General features: G+C 42.1%; 16 protein-coding genes and 1 tRNA gene. All 17 read left to right on the forward strand.

Going from position 1 to position 16963, the window contains the following annotated elements:
- Positions 1-70 precede the first annotated feature (70 nt).
- The 17 genes from CYP26_RS06150 (at position 71) to CYP26_RS06230 (ending at position 16914) form a co-directional block, all read left to right on the forward strand.
- On the forward strand, positions 71-460 hold the full coding sequence (locus CYP26_RS06150; protein WP_103630776.1) for an NAD(P)H-quinone oxidoreductase subunit 3: 390 nt from the start codon (positions 71-73) through the stop codon (positions 458-460).
- Positions 442-954, forward strand: coding sequence for a NuoB/complex I 20 kDa subunit family protein (locus CYP26_RS06155; RefSeq protein WP_021083979.1), 513 nt, complete (start codon positions 442-444; stop codon positions 952-954). The genes CYP26_RS06150 and CYP26_RS06155 overlap by 19 nt, the downstream gene beginning before the upstream one ends.
- Positions 951-1715: an NADH-quinone oxidoreductase subunit C gene (locus CYP26_RS06160; RefSeq protein ID WP_103630777.1), complete on the forward strand. Its 765-nt coding sequence runs from the start codon at positions 951-953 to the stop codon at positions 1713-1715. Before CYP26_RS06155 ends, CYP26_RS06160 begins: the two co-directional genes overlap by 4 nt.
- A complete protein-coding gene (gene nuoD / locus CYP26_RS06165; protein ID WP_021086332.1) occupies positions 1712-2941 on the forward strand; it encodes an NADH dehydrogenase (quinone) subunit D in 1230 nt (409 codons plus the stop codon). The genes CYP26_RS06160 and nuoD overlap by 4 nt, the downstream gene beginning before the upstream one ends.
- The gene (locus tag CYP26_RS06170; protein WP_103630778.1) at positions 2938-3168 is read left to right on the forward strand and encodes an NADH-ubiquinone oxidoreductase subunit E family protein; all 231 of its coding nucleotides are present in this window, start codon (positions 2938-2940) and stop codon (positions 3166-3168) included. Before nuoD ends, CYP26_RS06170 begins: the two co-directional genes overlap by 4 nt.
- Positions 3165-3875: a hypothetical protein gene (locus CYP26_RS06175; RefSeq protein ID WP_103630779.1), complete on the forward strand. Its 711-nt coding sequence runs from the start codon at positions 3165-3167 to the stop codon at positions 3873-3875. The genes CYP26_RS06170 and CYP26_RS06175 overlap by 4 nt, the downstream gene beginning before the upstream one ends.
- Positions 3872-6172 (forward strand): NADH-quinone oxidoreductase subunit G, encoded by a 2301-nt coding sequence (locus CYP26_RS06180; RefSeq protein WP_103630780.1) that lies wholly within the window; start codon positions 3872-3874, stop codon positions 6170-6172. Before CYP26_RS06175 ends, CYP26_RS06180 begins: the two co-directional genes overlap by 4 nt.
- Complete coding sequence (gene nuoH, locus CYP26_RS06185; protein ID WP_103630781.1) at positions 6165-7160, forward strand: NADH-quinone oxidoreductase subunit NuoH; 996 nt, start codon at positions 6165-6167, stop codon at positions 7158-7160. The genes CYP26_RS06180 and nuoH overlap by 8 nt, the downstream gene beginning before the upstream one ends.
- Before the next feature lie 8 nt (positions 7161-7168).
- A complete protein-coding gene (nuoI, locus tag CYP26_RS06190; protein ID WP_103630782.1) occupies positions 7169-7807 on the forward strand; it encodes an NADH-quinone oxidoreductase subunit NuoI in 639 nt (212 codons plus the stop codon).
- Positions 7800-8336, forward strand: coding sequence for an NADH-quinone oxidoreductase subunit J (locus CYP26_RS06195; protein WP_103630783.1), 537 nt, complete (start codon positions 7800-7802; stop codon positions 8334-8336). The genes nuoI and CYP26_RS06195 overlap by 8 nt, the downstream gene beginning before the upstream one ends.
- Positions 8333-8635 (forward strand): NADH-quinone oxidoreductase subunit NuoK, encoded by a 303-nt coding sequence (gene nuoK / locus CYP26_RS06200; RefSeq protein WP_004317991.1) that lies wholly within the window; start codon positions 8333-8335, stop codon positions 8633-8635. Before CYP26_RS06195 ends, nuoK begins: the two co-directional genes overlap by 4 nt.
- 3 nt (positions 8636-8638) lie before the next feature.
- Positions 8639-10477 carry an NADH-quinone oxidoreductase subunit L gene (gene nuoL, locus CYP26_RS06205; RefSeq protein ID WP_103630784.1) on the forward strand — a complete coding sequence of 613 codons (1839 nt, stop codon included), beginning with the start codon at positions 8639-8641 and terminating at the stop codon, positions 10475-10477.
- Entirely contained in the window at positions 10477-11988 is a 1512-nt protein-coding gene (locus CYP26_RS06210; RefSeq protein ID WP_103630785.1) for an NADH-quinone oxidoreductase subunit M, read from the forward strand. The genes nuoL and CYP26_RS06210 overlap by 1 nt, the downstream gene beginning before the upstream one ends.
- A complete protein-coding gene (gene nuoN, locus CYP26_RS06215; RefSeq protein WP_103630786.1) occupies positions 11985-13475 on the forward strand; it encodes an NADH-quinone oxidoreductase subunit NuoN in 1491 nt (496 codons plus the stop codon). Before CYP26_RS06210 ends, nuoN begins: the two co-directional genes overlap by 4 nt.
- A gap of 22 nt (positions 13476-13497) precedes the next feature.
- Positions 13498-15867: a tetratricopeptide repeat protein gene (locus tag CYP26_RS06220; protein ID WP_103630790.1), complete on the forward strand. Its 2370-nt coding sequence runs from the start codon at positions 13498-13500 to the stop codon at positions 15865-15867.
- A 6-nt stretch (positions 15868-15873) separates the two neighbouring features.
- Entirely contained in the window at positions 15874-16602 is a 729-nt protein-coding gene (locus CYP26_RS06225) for a HEAT repeat domain-containing protein (RefSeq protein ID WP_103630787.1), read from the forward strand.
- Positions 16603-16838: 236 nt separating this feature from the next.
- Positions 16839-16914: transfer RNA gene (locus tag CYP26_RS06230), tRNA-Lys, on the forward strand.
- Positions 16915-16963: the final 49 nt, after the last annotated feature.

Consider the following 16963-nt stretch of genomic DNA (forward strand, 5'->3'; position numbering starts at 1 on the left):
CTCTTGAGCTATTTCAAGATCAAATAAATTTAAATTTAGTAGAATTTTGAAAAATTAAAAAAGGCGAAGTATGTCACACTCAGAGCTTGACAGCACCTATCTTGGCGCTTTTATCATACTTTTGTTAGCTACTTGTTCGTTTAGCTTGATAACATTTTTATCCTCAAAGATAGGCAAAAAGCTAGCCAACCGCAATACCGAGCGCCTAAAAGTAGGCTTTTACGAGTGCGGACCGACAACTGTAAAACAGCCAAATAAGATAAATATCCACTACTTTTTTTATGGAATTTTATTTATTTTATTTGACGTTGAGGTCATTTTTATGTATCCGTGGGCGGTGGATTTTAGGCTGCTTGGGCTATTTGGGCTCATAGAGATGCTGCTTTTTGTAGCGATCTTACTCATCGGCTTTGCCTACGCTTGGCAAAAAGGAGTCTTTAAATGGCAAAGCATCAGATAAACTACGCTGCAAATGGCGGTCTGCCAGTAGTTTTAACAACCGTTGATAAGCTCGTGCAGTGGGGCAGGAGCAACTCACTTTGGGCGCTTAGCTACGGGCTTGCATGCTGTGCGATCGAGATGATGGCAAGTGGCGCTAGCAGATATGACTTTGATAGATTTGGCACCATTTTTAGGGCTAGTCCAAGGCACTCGGAGGTGATGATCATAGCTGGCACGCTAACTAAAAAGCACGCTGAATTTACAAGGCGGCTATATGATCAGATGCCTGAGCCAAAGTGGGTCATCTCAATGGGTAGCTGCGCAAACACTGGGGGCATGTTTAACACCTACTCAACCGTTCAAGGCGTAGACCGCATAATCCCAGTCGATATCTACATCCCAGGCTGTGCCCCGCGCCCAGAGACGCTTCAGTACGCACTTATGATGCTTCAAAAAAAGATAAGAAAACAAAGTGCATTTAGGGCGCAAAAGCCAAGAAAGCTAGATATATGAGAGAGTATAAGCCAAAAAACGACCTGCAAAAAAAGCAGTATTACAGCGAGAAATTTTATATCGCCAAGCAGACGCCAAAAGAAGTGGCAAGTGGTTCTAAATTTGACGAGGAACTAGCTGTTTTAGAGCAAAGCGGAGTGCAAATTCTATCTAGCTACGTGGAGTTTAACCAACTTGTTCTCTATGTAAATTCTAGTGAAAATTTTAAAGCACTTGAAGTGTTAAAGAGCTTTGGCTACGAGCAGCTTTGTGAGCTTGCGGCGGTTGATTATATAGCACAAAAAGGTGGATATGAGGTATTTTATCAGCTTTTAAGTGTTAGTAAAAATAGGCGCACACGCGTAAAGTGCTTTGTCAAAAAGGATGAGATGCTAAAAAGCGTTTGCGAGCTTTATAAAAGCGCAAACTGGGCGGAGCGCGAGATGTATGATCTAAGTGGCGTTCTCATCAAAGATCATCCAAATTTAAAGCGTCTTATAATGCCTGATGACTGGCACTCGCACCCGCTACTAAAAAGCTATCCGCTAGTTGGCGACGAGGCTGCTAAATGGTACGAGGTGGATAAAATTTTTGGGCGTGAGTTTAGAGAGCAGATCGGCGAAGAGAACCGCGACCCAGCCTTTGTGGATGAGAAAGATACCTTTGGATTTTCACGTGTGTTTGACGAAAATGAAGAGTACGAGTATCAAGAAGAAGGCGGCGTGAGATTTGTCAAAAAGGCTAAATTTAACCAAAGCCAGATAGTAAAGGAAAGACCTTGAGCCAGGCACCAAACCGCTTAAAACCATTTTTTGAAAATTTAGAATTTGAGCAAAATGACGGCAAGATGATACTAAATTTTGGCCCGCAGCACCCAAGCGCACATGGACAGCTAAAGCTCGTGCTTGAGCTTGACGGAGAAAAGGTCGTGCGCGCTATGCCAGAGGTTGGCTTTATGCACCGAGGCGTTGAAAAGATGGCTGAAAATATGACCTATCAGGAGTTTATCCCAGTAACTGACAGGGTGGATTACATCGCCTCAAGTGCGAATAACTACGCATTTTGCGCGGCTGTGGAGAAGCTTTGCGCCATAGAAGTGCCTCGCCGTGCGCAGATCATTAGAGTGATGCTTTTAGAGTTAAACCGCATCAGCTCGCACCTTTTATTTTTAGCCACGCACGCCCTTGACGTAGGGGCAATGAGCGTCTTTTTATACGCATTTAGAGAGCGTGAATATGTCCTTGATCTCATAGAAAAATACTGCGGCGCAAGGCTAACTCATAGCTCCATAAGGATCGGTGGCGTGCCGCTTGATCTACCTGATGGCTGGTGCGAGGAGCTGCTTAAATTTTGCGAGAAATTTCCAAGCGACATCACGCTTTACGAAGATCTACTAAGTGAAAATAGAATTTGGCAAGCAAGGCTAATAGACGTGGGCGTAGTTAGCAAAGAGCTAGCCCTTAGTAGCGGCTGCTCTGGCGTCATGCTAAGAGCAAGTGGTGTGGCGCGTGACATCAGAAAAGAAGAGCCATATCTCATCTACGACGAGCTAGAATTTGACGTGCCTTACGCCACCAAGGGCGACTGCTACGCAAGATATTTACTTTATATGAAAGAGATGCGCGAGTGCGTGAAAATTTTAAAGCAGTGCGTTAGCAAGTATCAGACCAGCAGTCCTGCTATCATCGCCGATGCGCCAGAGTATGTGAGCGCCTCAAAAGAGCAGATAATGAGCCAAAACTACTCATTAATGCAGCATTTTGTGCTGATAACTCAGGGGCTAAAGCCACCAAAGGGTGAAATTTACTTTGCTAGTGAGTCGCCAAAGGGCGAGCTTGGAATTTATATAAACTCAGACGGCAGCGCAAGCCCGTACCGCCTAAAAATTCGAACGCCAAGCTTTTGGCACTGCGCTATTTATGAAGATATGCTAGTTGGGCAGTATGTGGCAGACGTGGCTGCGATAATTGGCAGCACAAATATCATCTTAGGCGAGGTTGATAGATGAGAAGGGTCGATCTTAGGCATCTAAAGGGCGAGTTTTTGAGCGCTCTTGGGCAGCAGATAAAGGCAAGCGAGCCAAGCGAAGTGGTGATATTTTTGTTTGAGATAGGTGATTACAGCGGCGTGGAGAAGGCTGTAAATTTGGCTTATAACTTAAACTGCGAGGTGATGAACTCGCTTAAATTTAACCAAGTTGATTGGGCATTAACGATAAAAAAGGGCAAGATATGAAATTTAATGATCTAATAGCAGGCAAGAGCCTAAGTATCGCAAATTTACTAAGTTTGAGCGACAAAAATTTAGCAAAAAAGATAAAAGAGCACGAGTTTAAATACATCTCATGCTTTGAAGATAACGAGCTTGGCGGCGAAAATTTGATCCGCTGCGAGATAGGATCGATAAGCTATGTCTTAGCGCTTCTTTGCAAGTATGCAAATTTGGTGAAAAATGAGTTTTTCGATGAGCTTGATGATGGGCTGATAAGCGGCGAGTGTAACGTGGGCGAGGAGGAGTTTGAAGAGCTTGGCGAGTGGATAAAGGACGTTAAAAACGTGATCATTGATGACTCCTTTTTTACTCATCCAGACAAAGATGCGATCTTTTGGCTACTTGAAATTTTAGGCAAAAATGTCGTTTTAGCAGGCGGTGAAGTGAGAGAATTTGCAGCAGGCGGCGAAGTTGGCGAGCTAAGAGAGCTTGATAATTTTGACGGAGCGGTCGTCTATCTAAACAAAAACGCAAGCGACGAGATCGTTGGCGGCGTGCAGTTTGGCATCGTGGCAAAGGCGAAGGATGGCGAAATTTTAAATTTAAAGGCAAAAGACTTTAGCGTGAGCGCTAAATTTAGGCTTGATCCAACGCTAAAAGGCACAGTTGCCGTGCTTGGCGCAAAAAATTTTGATGGATATGCATTTAAACAAGTAGTAGTTAGCAAATGAAAATCACCATAAACGATCAAATTTTAGAGGCAAACGAGGGCGAGAGTATCCTAAATATCGCAAGGGCAAATGGCATCTACATACCCGCGCTTTGCTACCTTAGCGGCTGTTCGCCAACGCTTGCTTGCAGGCTTTGCATGGTCGAAGCAAACGGCAAAGTGGTCTATAGCTGCAATGCCAAAGCCAAAGAGGATATGCAAATTTACACAAATACGCCAGAGATCGCTGCTGAGCGAAATGCGATCATGCAGACTTACTGCGTCAATCACCCCCTTCAATGCGGCGTTTGCGATAAAAGTGGCGAGTGCGAGCTACAAAATTTAACGGCGCATCTGCGTGTAAATGAGCAAAAATTTGCCATAGAAGATACGCACAAACCGCACAAAAAATGGGGGCTAATAAACTACGACCCAGCCCTTTGCGTGGTCTGCGAGAGGTGCGTGACGGTCTGTAAAGATAAGATCGGCGAGAGTGCGCTAAAAACGGTGCCAAGGGGCGTTGAGGTGCCAAAAGAGCTAAAAGAGAGCATGCCAAAAGATGCCTACGCCGTCTTTAGCAAGATGCAAAAGAGCTTAATTGGCCCAAGTGCGGGCGAAAATTTGGACTGCTCATTTTGCGGAGAGTGCATTAGCGTCTGCCCTGTTGGCGCGCTTGTTAGCTCAAATTTCCAGTATAACTCAAACGTCTGGGAGCTAAGCCGTGTCCCAGCGGCAAATCCGCACCAAAGCGACTGCGAGCTCATTTTTTATGACATAAAAGAAAAAAGCACTAGCGATAGAAGCAAGCAAATTTACCGCGTTAGCAACGACTTTCACTTTGGCGAGATAAGCGGTGCGGCAAGGTTTGGCTACGACTTTCACAACAAAAACGCGCGTAAAAATGAGACGAAATTTAATGAGCTCATTTCAAATTTTAAAAACGGCAACATAAAAAATATAAAATTTAATAGCTTCATAACAAACGAAGAGGTGCTTATTTTGGAGCGCTTGAGAGAGAAATTTGATCTAAATTTATTAAACGATGAGGCTTTTAAATTTCAAAATTTCTTAAATATTTTTAGCGAATTTAGCGGTCTTAGCTCATATAACGCAGACTATGAGAGCCTAAAAAATAGCGACTTTGTGATCACGGCTGGCAGCTTCTTGCGCCATGAGAGCCCAGTGACAAGCTATAAGCTAAATAACGCTCTAAAGATAAACAAGGCGGCTGGAATTTACTTTCATCACATCGCTGATGAGGTCGTGAAGAAATTTTCAAAGAATTTCGCCTGTGTGAGCTATGAGGCTGGCAAATTGGAGCAAATTTTACTCTTTGTGCTTAAAAACTGGGGCGAAAATTTACCAGCAGCACTTCAGGCTAGACTTGAAAAATTTGATGAAAACTTTGGCGTGGAGGCAGCCGCTCTTAGCGAGGGCAAGGCTAAATTTACGCTCATTTTGGGTAGTGACTTTTACACTCATGAAAATGCAAATTTACTAGCTGCGCTTGTTGGAGTGATCGCAAGAGCTACGCCTTTTGCTGTGATGCTGATACCGCCTCGCACAAACTCGCTTGGTGTGGCTAAAATTTGCACGCTTTCACGCGAGAAAAAGCCTGGCAAGACGCTAGGATATAACGAAATGGGCGAGTTTAAATTTAGCATTTTTGAGGGCGATCTTGACGCTGGTGCGCTAAATCAGCAAGAGGGCACATTTACAAGCATAAATAACGAAGTAGTGCCGACAAATGCGGCTTTGACACATGGCGGCTACTTCTTAAATGACATCGCAAATGCGCTTGGACTGGCGGCTAAAAATATGATTGATTATACAGCGCAGCTACCAAAGGAGAAGGGCTATAAGGGCGTTAAATTTGATGATTTAGAAAACTTTTACGCAAATGACGGCACAAGTCACAGAGGCTACAGGCTTGAAATCTCAAATTTCACGCCAAAAGAGGACATAGAGCCACTTTTTAAAGAAAAAAATGAGCTAAATTTAAAAGAGGACGAAGCGTTAATAAGCCTTGCAAATCCTATAAATTTGCCATCGTTTTTTGCAAACTACGCTACACAAACTGCTAAACGCGCGAAACTTTACGCAAGTAGCGAGTTTATGGCTAAATTTGAAATTTCACAAAATGAAGCGGTCATTTTAGAAAAAAATGGGCGTAAATTTGCCATTTGCGTAGAGCTTGATAGCGAGCTAGGAGGCGTGGCGGCCTATCTTGGCGACTACGATGATAAGATTGATGTAAGCGCCATTTTTGAGGGCAAGAGTTACGCTAGCGTAAAAATAATAAAGGCAGAGAATGAGTGAAATGCTATTTTTCGTGATAACAACTATTGTTAAAGCAGTCGTCATCTTGGCCGTCATGGCGAGCCTTGCAGGGCTTGCGACTTATGCTGAAAGAAAGGTGCTAGCCTACATGCAGCGCCGCGTTGGGCCTGATATGGTGGGACCTGCTGGTGTGCTTCAGATCGTGGCTGACATGATAAAGCTCTTTACAAAAGAGGACATCCTCCCAGCAAATGCAAATAAATTTATCTTTTTAATAGCGCCTCTCATCTCTGCTATCGCGGCATTTGCAGCGCTTGCGCCGGTGCCATTCTTGCCTGAGTTTGAAATTTTTGGTCGCACGATTAGACCGATACTTGCTGACATAAACGTAGGCGTTTTATATATCGCTGGCGTGGCAGCGGTTTGCGTATTTTCGCCACTTGCAGCAGGCCTTGCAAGCTACAATAAATTTGCACTAATCAGCGCTGCTCGTGCAGTCGTATCGCTTCTTAGCTTCGAAGTGGTCGCTGGCATGGCTCTTTTAAGCGTTGTGATGGTGACTAGCTCACTCTCGTTAGTTGATATAAACAACTACCAAAAAGGCATATTTAACTGGCTCATCTTCAAGCAACCCCTAGCCTTCGTGCTTTTCGTGATGGCAAGCTTTGTGGAGTGCAACAGAACGCCATTTTGCTTAACAGAAAACGAGACCGAGATCGTAGCAGGTTACGGCACCGAGTATAGCGGCATGAGATGGGCGATGTTTTTTATAGGCGAATACACAAATATGATCGCAGCAAGCATCATTATCACGCTTTTGTTTTTAGGTGGTTTTAACGAGTTTTTATTTATCCCTGGTGCTTTAATGATCATCTTAAAATCAAGCCTAGTCTTTTTCTTTTTTCTCTGGACGAGGGCGTCGTGGCCACATTTAAGGGTCGATCAGCTTAGTATGCTTTGCTGGAAAATTTTACTTCCGCTTGGCATCTTAAATGTCGTAATCACCGGCTTTGCACTACTTATCTAAGGCGTAAAATGAGCGAGAAAAGATATATTTTGATAGACGAAAAGATAGAGCCAAAAGGGGTATTTGATAAATTTAAGCACTTCATCGCCGCTACTTTTAAGCTCGATCTTTTAGTGGGGCTAAAGATCACGCTAAAGCAGATGCTATTTAGCAAGTCGCACACTCTAAAGTACCCTATGCAAAAGATGCAGCTAAACGCCAGATATAGGGGAATTCATAGGCTTTTAAAATTTGTTGAAAGCGAAAATGAGCGCTGCATAGGCTGTGGATTATGCGAGAAAATTTGCGTTAGCAACTGCATCTCGATGAAGACTTCTCTTGGCGAAGATGGTCGTAAAAAGGTCGCAAGCTACACGATAAATTTAAGCAGGTGCGTATATTGCGGATTTTGCGCTGATGTCTGCCCTGAGCTTGCTATCGTCTGCGGGCAAGAGTACGAGGTCGCAAGTGAAAACAAAATCCTCTTTGGCACAAAGGCTGAGTTTTTAACAGATGATAAATTTTTAAAAGATCAAACCGAGTTTGAGGGCTATGGCGCACTACCTAAAAATGCTGATAGCTTGGTGAAAAAGACGCCAAATGCGCTTACAAATGAAGATAAGGCAGAAACGATGGATATAAATTTAAAAGGGTCAAGCGATGTATGAGAGCTTTGCATTTTATCTTTTTAGCGCCCTTATATTAGTTAGTTTTTCTTTTAGTGTGCTTTGCAAAAACGCCCTAAATGCGGTCTCTGCGCTAGCTGCTGGCATGGTTTTTATCTCGGCTATATTTTTCTTGCTTGGGGCTGAGTTTTTAGGTGTGGTGCAGATCATAGTCTATACAGGTGCCGTGGTCGTTTTATACGCATTTGCGATGATGTTTTTTGACACCAGCAAGGAGTGCGAGCCAAAAAGCGGTAAAAAAGCAAAGATCATCATCTATCTTCTAAGCAGCTTCATAGCGCTTCTTTTGATATTTATCTTTTTAGCGCCGATCTATAGTGCTAAGCAAGAGGTGGTAAATTCTGCTCTCACTAACCTTGGCAACATCGAAGCGGTTGGAATTTTGCTCTTTAGCAAGTACCTGCTAGCCTTTGAGATGTGCGCTATCATGCTACTTGTGGCGATGGTAGCTGGCATTATCTTGATACACAAAGACCTAGATGCACAAAGCAAATTTGAGGAGATGCTATGATAGGCCTTACTCACTACCTCATCCTAGCTAGTCTAGTCTTTGTCATAGGGCTCGTTGGCATAATGAGAAGAAGAAATTTGATAATGCTATTTTTCTCAAGCGAAATTTTACTAAACTCAGCAAACATCGCGCTTGCAGCCATCTCGAAATACTACTTTGACCTAACTGGGCAGATCATCGCATTTTTTATAGTAGCCATCGCTGCTAGTGAGGTCGCTGTGGGGCTTGGGCTGCTCGTGCTTTGGTATAAAAAGACTGGCAGCATCAGTTTAGATTCGATGACAAATATGAAAGGCTAAGAGATGATTTTATTTTGTATTTCGCTATTTTTCCCGCTTCTTAGCTTCATCATAGCTGGCATCTTTTCGCATAGCAGTAAGAATTTATTTATCGGTCTTTTTTGCTCGCTTCTCATGATCGTTAGCGCCACAGCTTCACTCATGCTAACGGCTAGTCTTAGCGTAGATGAGCCACTAAATTTAACCCTAAAAGAGTTTATAAATTTTGGTGGTTTGGAGTTAAATTTTAGCTTTTATCTTGACGCCATCAGCCTTGTGATGCTTAGCACCGTGGGTGTGGTCGCTAGCATCGTGCACATCTACTCTATTGGCTACATGAGAGATGACGCGAGCTTTAACCGCTTTTTTAGCTACCTTGGGCTCTTTGTCTTTTGCATGAATGTCCTTGTATCAAGCGATAACTTCATAGGGCTCTTTATCGGCTGGGAGGGCGTTGGGCTTTGCTCTTGGCTACTCATTGGCTTTTGGTATAAAAGACCTAGCGCAAACGTCGCTGCAAACGAGGCTTTCGTGATGAATAGAGTGGCTGACCTAGCCATGCTTGTTGGCATTTTTTATATATTTTATAGCTTTGGCTCGCTTAAATTTAGCGAGGTTTTTAACGCTAGAAGCGACCTTTCTGGGCTAAATTTAGGCATCATCGCCACGCTTCTTTTTATAGGCGCCATGGGTAAAAGCGCGCAGTTTCCATTTCACACTTGGCTTGCAAACGCCATGGAGGGACCAACGCCGGTTTCCGCACTCATCCACGCTGCGACCATGGTAACAGCTGGCGTCTATCTAGTCATACGTGCAAATTTCATCTTTGCAAATGTACCTGAAGTCTCGCACTTTATAGCCTGCCTTGGCGCATTTGTAGCGGTATTTGCCGCAAGCATTGCACTAGTGCATAACGACCTTAAAAAGATAGTCGCTTACTCGACGCTTTCGCAGCTTGGATATATGTTTGTAGCGGCTGGTCTTGGCGCTTACAAGATCGCACTTTTTCACCTTGTCACGCACGCATTTTTCAAGTCACTTCTCTTTTTGTGCGCTGGAAACGTCATGCACGCGATGAATGACGAGCTAAATATCAAAAAAATGGGCGGACTTTATAAATTTATGAAGCCAACAGCACTTCTTTCTATCATCGCAAGCTGCGCGCTGGCTGGCTTTTATCCATTTGCTGGCTTTTTTTCTAAAGATAAAATTTTAGAAGTCTCCTTTAGTGAAAATCAAATTTTGTGGGCCGTCTTGCTATTTGGCGCGGTGCTTACGGCATTTTATAGCTTTAGGCTTGTCATGCTAGTCTTTTTTGCAAAGCCAAAGAGCGATACTCACGCACATGAAGCTAAAAACTACATGCTTGTTGGCATGAGTGTGCTCGGCGTTCTCTCGGTCATTAGTGGCTTTTTTTGGAGCAACTTTAGTGAGTTTTTAAGTAACAGCCTTGGGGATTTTAAGCTAAATTTATCTCACAGCAGTGAAATTTTCTTACTCGTTTTAACACTTACTTTAGTGCTTGCAAGTGCTGGCTTTGCTGTGTTTGCTTATAAAAAAGAAATTTTTAAAGAGAGCATTTGCGAGAGTAAAATTTACAAAATTTTGCAAAATGCCTACTTTATCCCAAAATTTTATGAGAAATTTTTTATAAATGGCTACGCTTTAATCTCTAAAATTTGCAAGAAATTTGATGAGATGATAGTCGATCGAAGTGTTGATTTTGTCGCACTTTTGGTTACTAAATTTGCGTATCTTGCAAACAAAATGCAAAGTGGCGATCTAAGCGTCATGCTTAGGTTTATGGTCGCAGGATTTGCCTTGCTTTTAAGCTTTATATTTTTATTAAACGGAGCCAAATAATGCTAAGTGTCATCATATTTTTCCCAGCAATAAGCGCAATACTTGGCTTTTTGATAGAAAATAAAAGTATCAAATTTTATGGAGCAAGCATCGCTTTAATCGAGCTTTTACTAGCCATTTTTATCTGCGTAAATGTCGATTTTCAGGGTTATGACTTTGTTTTAACGCATCAAGTCTCGCTTATACCAAGCCTAAATATCAGCTACTTTGTCGGCATCGATACCATCTCTCTTGTGCTTATAGTCCTTAGTGCGTTTATGAGCTTCATCTCTATCGCCGCACTTAGCGATGATGGAAATTTAAAGCACCTTGTTATTAGCGTGCTATTTTTAGAGAGCACGATGATGGGCGTCTTTAGCGCGCTTGATATGATCTTGTTTTACAGCTTTTGGGAGCTTAGCCTCATACCGCTTCTTTACATCATCGGTGCATTTGGTAGTAAAAATAGAATTTACGCAGCGATTAAATTTTTCATCTACACATTTTTAGGCTCTGTCTTTATGCTAGTAGCGATCATTTTTATCGGATATCTGTGCTATCAAAAAAGCGGCGTATTTAGCTTTAACCTGCTTGATTGGTACAAGCTTGGTATCGGAGAAAATGCTCAAATTTGGCTATTTTTAGCATTTTTCTTTGCTTTTGGCGTGAAAACTCCGCTGTTTCCATTTCACACGTGGCTACCTTATGCGCATGGACAGGCTCCTACGATCGGCTCAGTGCTACTTGCTAGCGTGCTTTTAAAGATGGGTACTTACGGCTTTGTGAGATTTTCACTTCCACTTTTTCCAGATGCGAGCCTGCTTTTAAGCGGCTTTGTCTGCGTCATAGCCATCATCATGATCATCTACGCAGCCCTTGTTGCCTACGCGCAAAGCGATATGAAGCAAGTGATCGCTTATAGCTCCATTTCACACATGGGCGTCATCATGCTTGGCATTTTTTCACTAAATTTAATAGGCCTTGGCGGCTCAATATTTTTAATGATAAGCCACGGCATCGTAAGTGGCGCGCTATTTTTGTTAGTTGGTGTCATCTACGAGAGAGCTCACACAAAAGAAATTTGCGAATTTGGCGGCCTTGCCAAGGTGATGCCAAAGTATGCGCTTATATTTTTTATAGCAACTCTTGCAAGTATCGGCCTGCCGCTAACGATTGGCTTTGTGGGCGAGTTTTTAAGCCTGCTTGGCGTCTTTAAGCTAAACAAGCTCTTTGCGCTACTTGGTGGCTTTAGTATCATCGTGGGCGCTATTTATATGCTCGTACTTTATAAAAGGGTCTTTTTTGGCGAGTGCAAAGAGAAAAATTTAAGCCTAAAAGATCTAAATTTTAAAGAGTTAGCCGCTCTTGTGCCACTTTGTTTGCTCATAATCATTCTTGGTATCGCACCAAATTTGATACTAAAACCACTTGAGCCAAGCGTGCAAAATATCATAAGCAAAATGCAAACTAGAGCTGTAAATAGTGACACAAAAGATAAAATTTCATCTTTAAATGGCGGGAGCAAACTATGAACGAAATAGCCTTTTTAGACCTAAACGAGATCTCGCTACAATCACTCTCGCCGATGCTTAGCATGATGGTTTTTGCGCTATTTATCCTTATAGTAGGTGCTATAAAAAAGGACCTTTCAAGGAATTTCTACTGCGTATTTTGTATCATCGCTATATTTGTAAATTTAGGCATTACGCTTGATTTTAACGGGCTTAGCATAAGCTTTTGGGATATGCTCTTAGTCGATGGAATTTCTATCATCTCGCAGATCATCATCCTAATCGCCTCAGCTCTTTTCATCCCTCTTGCACTTAGCACAAAAGAGTATTTTGAATATAAAATTTACGAGTACTACGCGCTATTTTTATTTATGATCGCTGGATTTTTGTTTATGGTGAGCTCAAACAACCTACTCATCATCTTTTTAGGCCTTGAGATCAGCTCGCTTTGCCTCTACACCTTAATCGCCCTTCATAACAAGGCAAAAAGTGTCGAGGCTGCTATCAAATACTTCGCGATGGGCTCGCTCTCAGCTGGCTTTTTTGCGATGGCGATAGCGATGTTTTATCTAGCAACAAACTCAATAGACATCGCTCGTATAGGCGTTGCCATAAAAGATCTTAGCCTAAATCAAAACTTAATCATCTTGCTTGGCTGCGTTTTCATCGCTTCAGCCATTGGCTTTAAGCTCTCACTCATACCATTTCACACATGGATACCAGACGTTTATGAGGGCTCAAATGCCCCACTAGCAGGCTATATGTCGATCGTGCCAAAGGTGGCAGGCTTTATCGTCGCGTTAAGAATTTTTGCGATGCTTGAGGGCTCTGGAATTTCATGGATAAAAGATATGCTCTACATCATTGCCGTGCTTACGATGAGCCTTGCAAACATCATGGCGCTAGTGCAAAAAGACGTCAAAAGGATGCTCGCTTTTAGCTCCATAGCTCACGCTGGTGTCGTGCTTTGCGCGCTTGTGGCAAATTCTCACGAGGCAAATGTTGCCTTGTTTTTCTACTGGATCATGTTTTTGTTTGCAAATTTGGGCGCATTTTCTATGCTCTGGGTCGCAAGGTGCGACGACGTCGTCTGCTGGGACAAGCGCTTTAAACACCCGTATGAGAAATTTTCAGGGCTTATTAAAATTTTGCCAAGTTACGCTGTGATAATGGGAGTTTTCATGATAGCCCTTGCTGGCATACCACCTTTTAGCGTATTTTGGGGCAAGATGGTGCTTATCTCATCGCTCATAAAGTCTGATTATGTCGTGCTTAGCCTCATCATCATGATAAACTCGGCGATTGCTATTTATTACTACCTAAAGCTCATCGTCTTTATGTTTTTAAAAGAGCCTATCGTAAAAGATAAAAATATCTACATCTCAAATGTCTCGATGGCGCTAAAGGTGATCGTTGGAGTTGCCGTTGCTGGCACGGTCTTTGCCTTTTTGTTTTCTGGAGCGATTTTGGAATTTATCGAGCATTTTGTCTTTGCTTCAGGATTTTAGAAAATTTAACTATAATGGCGGCATGAAAAAGCTCTTAACCATCTTATTTTTACCGCTTTATCTATCCGCCTTTAGCCTTAGCCTAAACAGCGGCGCAAACGCAAATAAGCCTTATAGCGTCCTTCAGCTAAGCGACGAAAAAGAATTTGAATGTGTGGAGCAAATTTTAGCCTATGACACGAAGCGCTACGTTTGTATGCTCGATGATGGGATCTTGCCAAAGATCGAAGATACGACGCTGCCTTTAATGGACATAAAATATAAAAAGCAAGACGGCAAGCTCTTTATCGTCATCATGCCAAAGGCGCCTTCAAAACTTCTAAATGTTCAAACTGAGCTTTACAGCAGTCCAAGCGTGCAAGATACGCCAAAGACGACCATCTCAAAGCACTTTAGCATCATAATCGACACTTCGCTTAGCGAAAACAACAAAAGAGTATCTGGGCTAAATTTTTCGCCTGATTTTAGAGATATGCTAAGTCCAAGCATTGGAGCGCTTGATCTTAACAAAGCGCCTATCGCTGGGCTTGATAGCAATGATATAGACATCTACATAAATATAAAAAGAGCTTACGAAAAGGGCGCTTATGAAAGCGTGGTAAAAGATACGCAAACAGCGATGAAAAGGCACCCAGCCAGTCTTTTCTCAAGTGAGTTTTTACTTTTTAGACTAAGAGCACTTGATAAAATTTTTGAGACAAAGAGCGAGTTTGAGGGGCTGGAGCCAAAGGATATCGTGAGCGAGGGCAGAGCTTGGATAAGGAAATTCCCCTCTGATGAAAACTACTCAGAGGTGCTATATCTCATCGCCAGAGCTTACCTCAAAGATAGCATCGCAAGTGATGCCAAATATATGCTTGACATACTAAGTGAAGAGCACGCGGAGTCGAAATTTACAAAGCTTGCCACGCTTGATTATGCTGACTACCTATATAAAATAGGCAGGCAAAAAGAGGCGCTAAGCGACTATGAAAAGGTGCTCTACTCTACAAACGACATCGACCTTGCAAGTAGAGCTGCACTAAGTCTAGCAGATGCAAATATCGACAAAGAGAAATTTGACGAGGCGAAGAAATTTGTACTAAAGATTGCAAATGCAAATGAAAAATTTTTCATGAACGATCCGACAAAATCGATGAATTTAGCCTATACATTTGCTAGCAAAGATATGCCAGACGTGGCTGCTAAAATTTATGAAATTTTGGTAAATAATAGCGACAGGACAAAGGATTTTTACGAGGCAGCATTAAAAAATTTAGCGTTAAATTTAGCCAAAACTAAAGATGAAAAAAGGGCGTATGAGTATCTAAACAGATATGAAAAAGAGTTTAAATATGGCGATTATATCGATGAGGTCGCTAAGGCAAAGGATGGGCTATTTTTTGAAGAGGATGACAAAAACGCCACCGCACTTCACGCAAGATATAAAGATCTCATCGAAAAATACGCTGGCACAAATATCAGTCAAAAGGCATTAATTAGCGAGCTTGAGCTTGATCTAAAAGAGCGTAAATTTGCCGATGCGCTGGCTTACAACAACCTCGCAAAAGATGAAAATTTAAGCCGGGCGATGGAGCTAGTAAATGAGGCTGCACTTGAGCTAACAAAAGAATTTTTCATCAAAGATGACTGCACGGCGGTTGTAAATTTACTAGAAAACTACGATGTGAGCAAGGTCTCTTTGCCACAGTTTAAGCTATTTAACTGCTATTTTAGAACGGCGCGCTACAACGACGCGCTAGAGCTTGCAAAGGCACACGTGAAGGATGAAAATTTAGAAGATAGAGTCGAGTGGCTGGTAAATTTGAGCAAAATTTTATATAAAAATAAAGACTACGAGCATGCGATCACTGCGGCAAATGACGCGCTCTCGCTTGGCTCAGCGGTCGAGTACTCGGATCCTACGCCATCGCTTTTTGATAGATTTTACTCGCTGCTTGCGCTAAAGCGCTTTACTGAGGCAGTCTCTACGATCAGTGCGATTGAGCAGCTAAGGGGGCAGGACTTTAAGATCATCGAGGCGTATGCGGCTATAAGTGACTATGCGATGAAGAGCAACGACTATGCTATCGCTGCAACCTACGCTAAAAAGGCGCTTGAGCTGCAAACTAGGGCCAAGATAAATACCTTTTCACCAAAGCTAAATTTTGACTACTCGGAGGCTTCACTAAAGACAGATAACCTTGACGAGGCGCTTGATGAGGCGAAATTTATACTAAATATGAAGCTTGAGCCAGAAGACCGTTTGCATGCGCTAAATTTAGCAAGTGAAATTTACATCAGACAAAAGCAGTATAAACTAGCTAAGGGCTATTTGGACGAGTGCGTTAGCTCAAATTTCACAAGTGCTTATAAAGACGCCTGCAAAGCCAAACTTGAGATGATAAAGTAAAAATTAGTGCTAAATTTAAATGATCTTGAAAGAGAGTATCTGGGGCTTAAAAAAGAGAATTTCCCAGATGGCAAAAGGATCAAATTTATCGCAAATTTAGGCGCAAGTGACGAGATAGCATATCATTATGAGCTTATTTGCAAGCAGTGGCAAGAGGGCAGGCAACTAAATTTTGAAAGTAGCTTTGATAGGCACGGAGGCGCTGGGCTAGAGTTTTTGTTTGAGCGCTTAGCCAAAAAGAGCGATCAAAAACTAAAAATAGAAACCATCTATCTTATAGCGCAAATCCTTTCTAAGTCTAAGCATAGGGACTTTTATACCACATTTTGCGACCGCCTTATCCCTCAAATAACCTCTTTTTTAGGGATAAATGATGCACTGCGCCGCAAACTTATAATAGCGCTTGGCTGGGTTGGCACATTAGAGCAAATAGAAATTTTAATAAGCGAGATGCATGGTAGCAAAGATAGCCTTTGCAGGGTATGGGCGGCAGCTAGCCTTATGCAGATGTCATTTCACAGGGTTGCTCAAGCAATCTTGCGAGATAAAACAAAAGCCGCATTTTTGCAAAGCATCTCTAGCGAAAAAGATCTATACACTTGCGCGATTATGATAGAAGTAGCTCAAAATTTATTTGGTAAAAAGTGGATATCATCTGCCGCAGTCCAAGATCAAGACACTGAAAAGATAGAAAAAGCTAGAAAAATGGCGGTAAGGTTTTTAGGCAGGGATTAAATTTGTTACTAAGCGGATTAGCTGCTTGATTGTGTTTTGCTTGTTGGATTATAAAGTAAAAATGGTTTAAATTTGTAAGAAATTTTGGCTTTAAATTTATAAGATTAAAAATAAAATTTTATATTTTTTGCTTAGAAATAGCGGACAAAATAGCTTTAATTTGATTTAAAATTTAATTTTTTCTTGACATATAATAATGTTTTTTGTATAATCTCAATTCTTTTTTAAATAATTATGTCTTGCTAGCTCAGTCGGTAGAGCATCTCACTTTTAATGAGGGGGCCGTTGGTTCGAATCCAACGCAGGACACCATTTTTTGGGTTTATGACCCTTTCGTCTAGTGGCTCAGGACTCTACTTTC

This window comes from Campylobacter concisus, from assembly GCF_002913225.1.
GTDB classification, from domain to species: domain Bacteria; phylum Campylobacterota; class Campylobacteria; order Campylobacterales; family Campylobacteraceae; genus Campylobacter_A; species Campylobacter_A concisus_J.

Bases quoted from the DNA above. Each gene is read 5' to 3' on its own strand.
- CYP26_RS06150 (WP_103630776.1), top strand. From the start codon at position 71: ATGTCACACTCAGAGCTTGACAGCACCTATCTTGGCGCTTTTATCATA.
- CYP26_RS06155 (WP_021083979.1), top strand. From the start codon at position 442: ATGGCAAAGCATCAGATAAACTACGCTGCAAATGGCGGTCTGCCAGTA.
- CYP26_RS06160 (WP_103630777.1), top strand. From the start codon at position 951: ATGAGAGAGTATAAGCCAAAAAACGACCTGCAAAAAAAGCAGTATTAC.
- CYP26_RS06170 (WP_103630778.1), top strand. From the start codon at position 2,938: ATGAGAAGGGTCGATCTTAGGCATCTAAAGGGCGAGTTTTTGAGCGCT.
- CYP26_RS06175 (WP_103630779.1), top strand. From the start codon at position 3,165: ATGAAATTTAATGATCTAATAGCAGGCAAGAGCCTAAGTATCGCAAAT.
- CYP26_RS06180 (WP_103630780.1), top strand. From the start codon at position 3,872: ATGAAAATCACCATAAACGATCAAATTTTAGAGGCAAACGAGGGCGAG.
- nuoH (WP_103630781.1), top strand. From the start codon at position 6,165: ATGAGTGAAATGCTATTTTTCGTGATAACAACTATTGTTAAAGCAGTC.
- nuoI (WP_103630782.1), top strand. From the start codon at position 7,169: ATGAGCGAGAAAAGATATATTTTGATAGACGAAAAGATAGAGCCAAAA.
- CYP26_RS06195 (WP_103630783.1), top strand. From the start codon at position 7,800: ATGTATGAGAGCTTTGCATTTTATCTTTTTAGCGCCCTTATATTAGTT.
- nuoK (WP_004317991.1), top strand. From the start codon at position 8,333: ATGATAGGCCTTACTCACTACCTCATCCTAGCTAGTCTAGTCTTTGTC.
- nuoL (WP_103630784.1), top strand. From the start codon at position 8,639: ATGATTTTATTTTGTATTTCGCTATTTTTCCCGCTTCTTAGCTTCATC.
- CYP26_RS06210 (WP_103630785.1), top strand. From the start codon at position 10,477: ATGCTAAGTGTCATCATATTTTTCCCAGCAATAAGCGCAATACTTGGC.
- nuoN (WP_103630786.1), top strand. From the start codon at position 11,985: ATGAACGAAATAGCCTTTTTAGACCTAAACGAGATCTCGCTACAATCA.
- CYP26_RS06220 (WP_103630790.1), top strand. From the start codon at position 13,498: ATGAAAAAGCTCTTAACCATCTTATTTTTACCGCTTTATCTATCCGCC.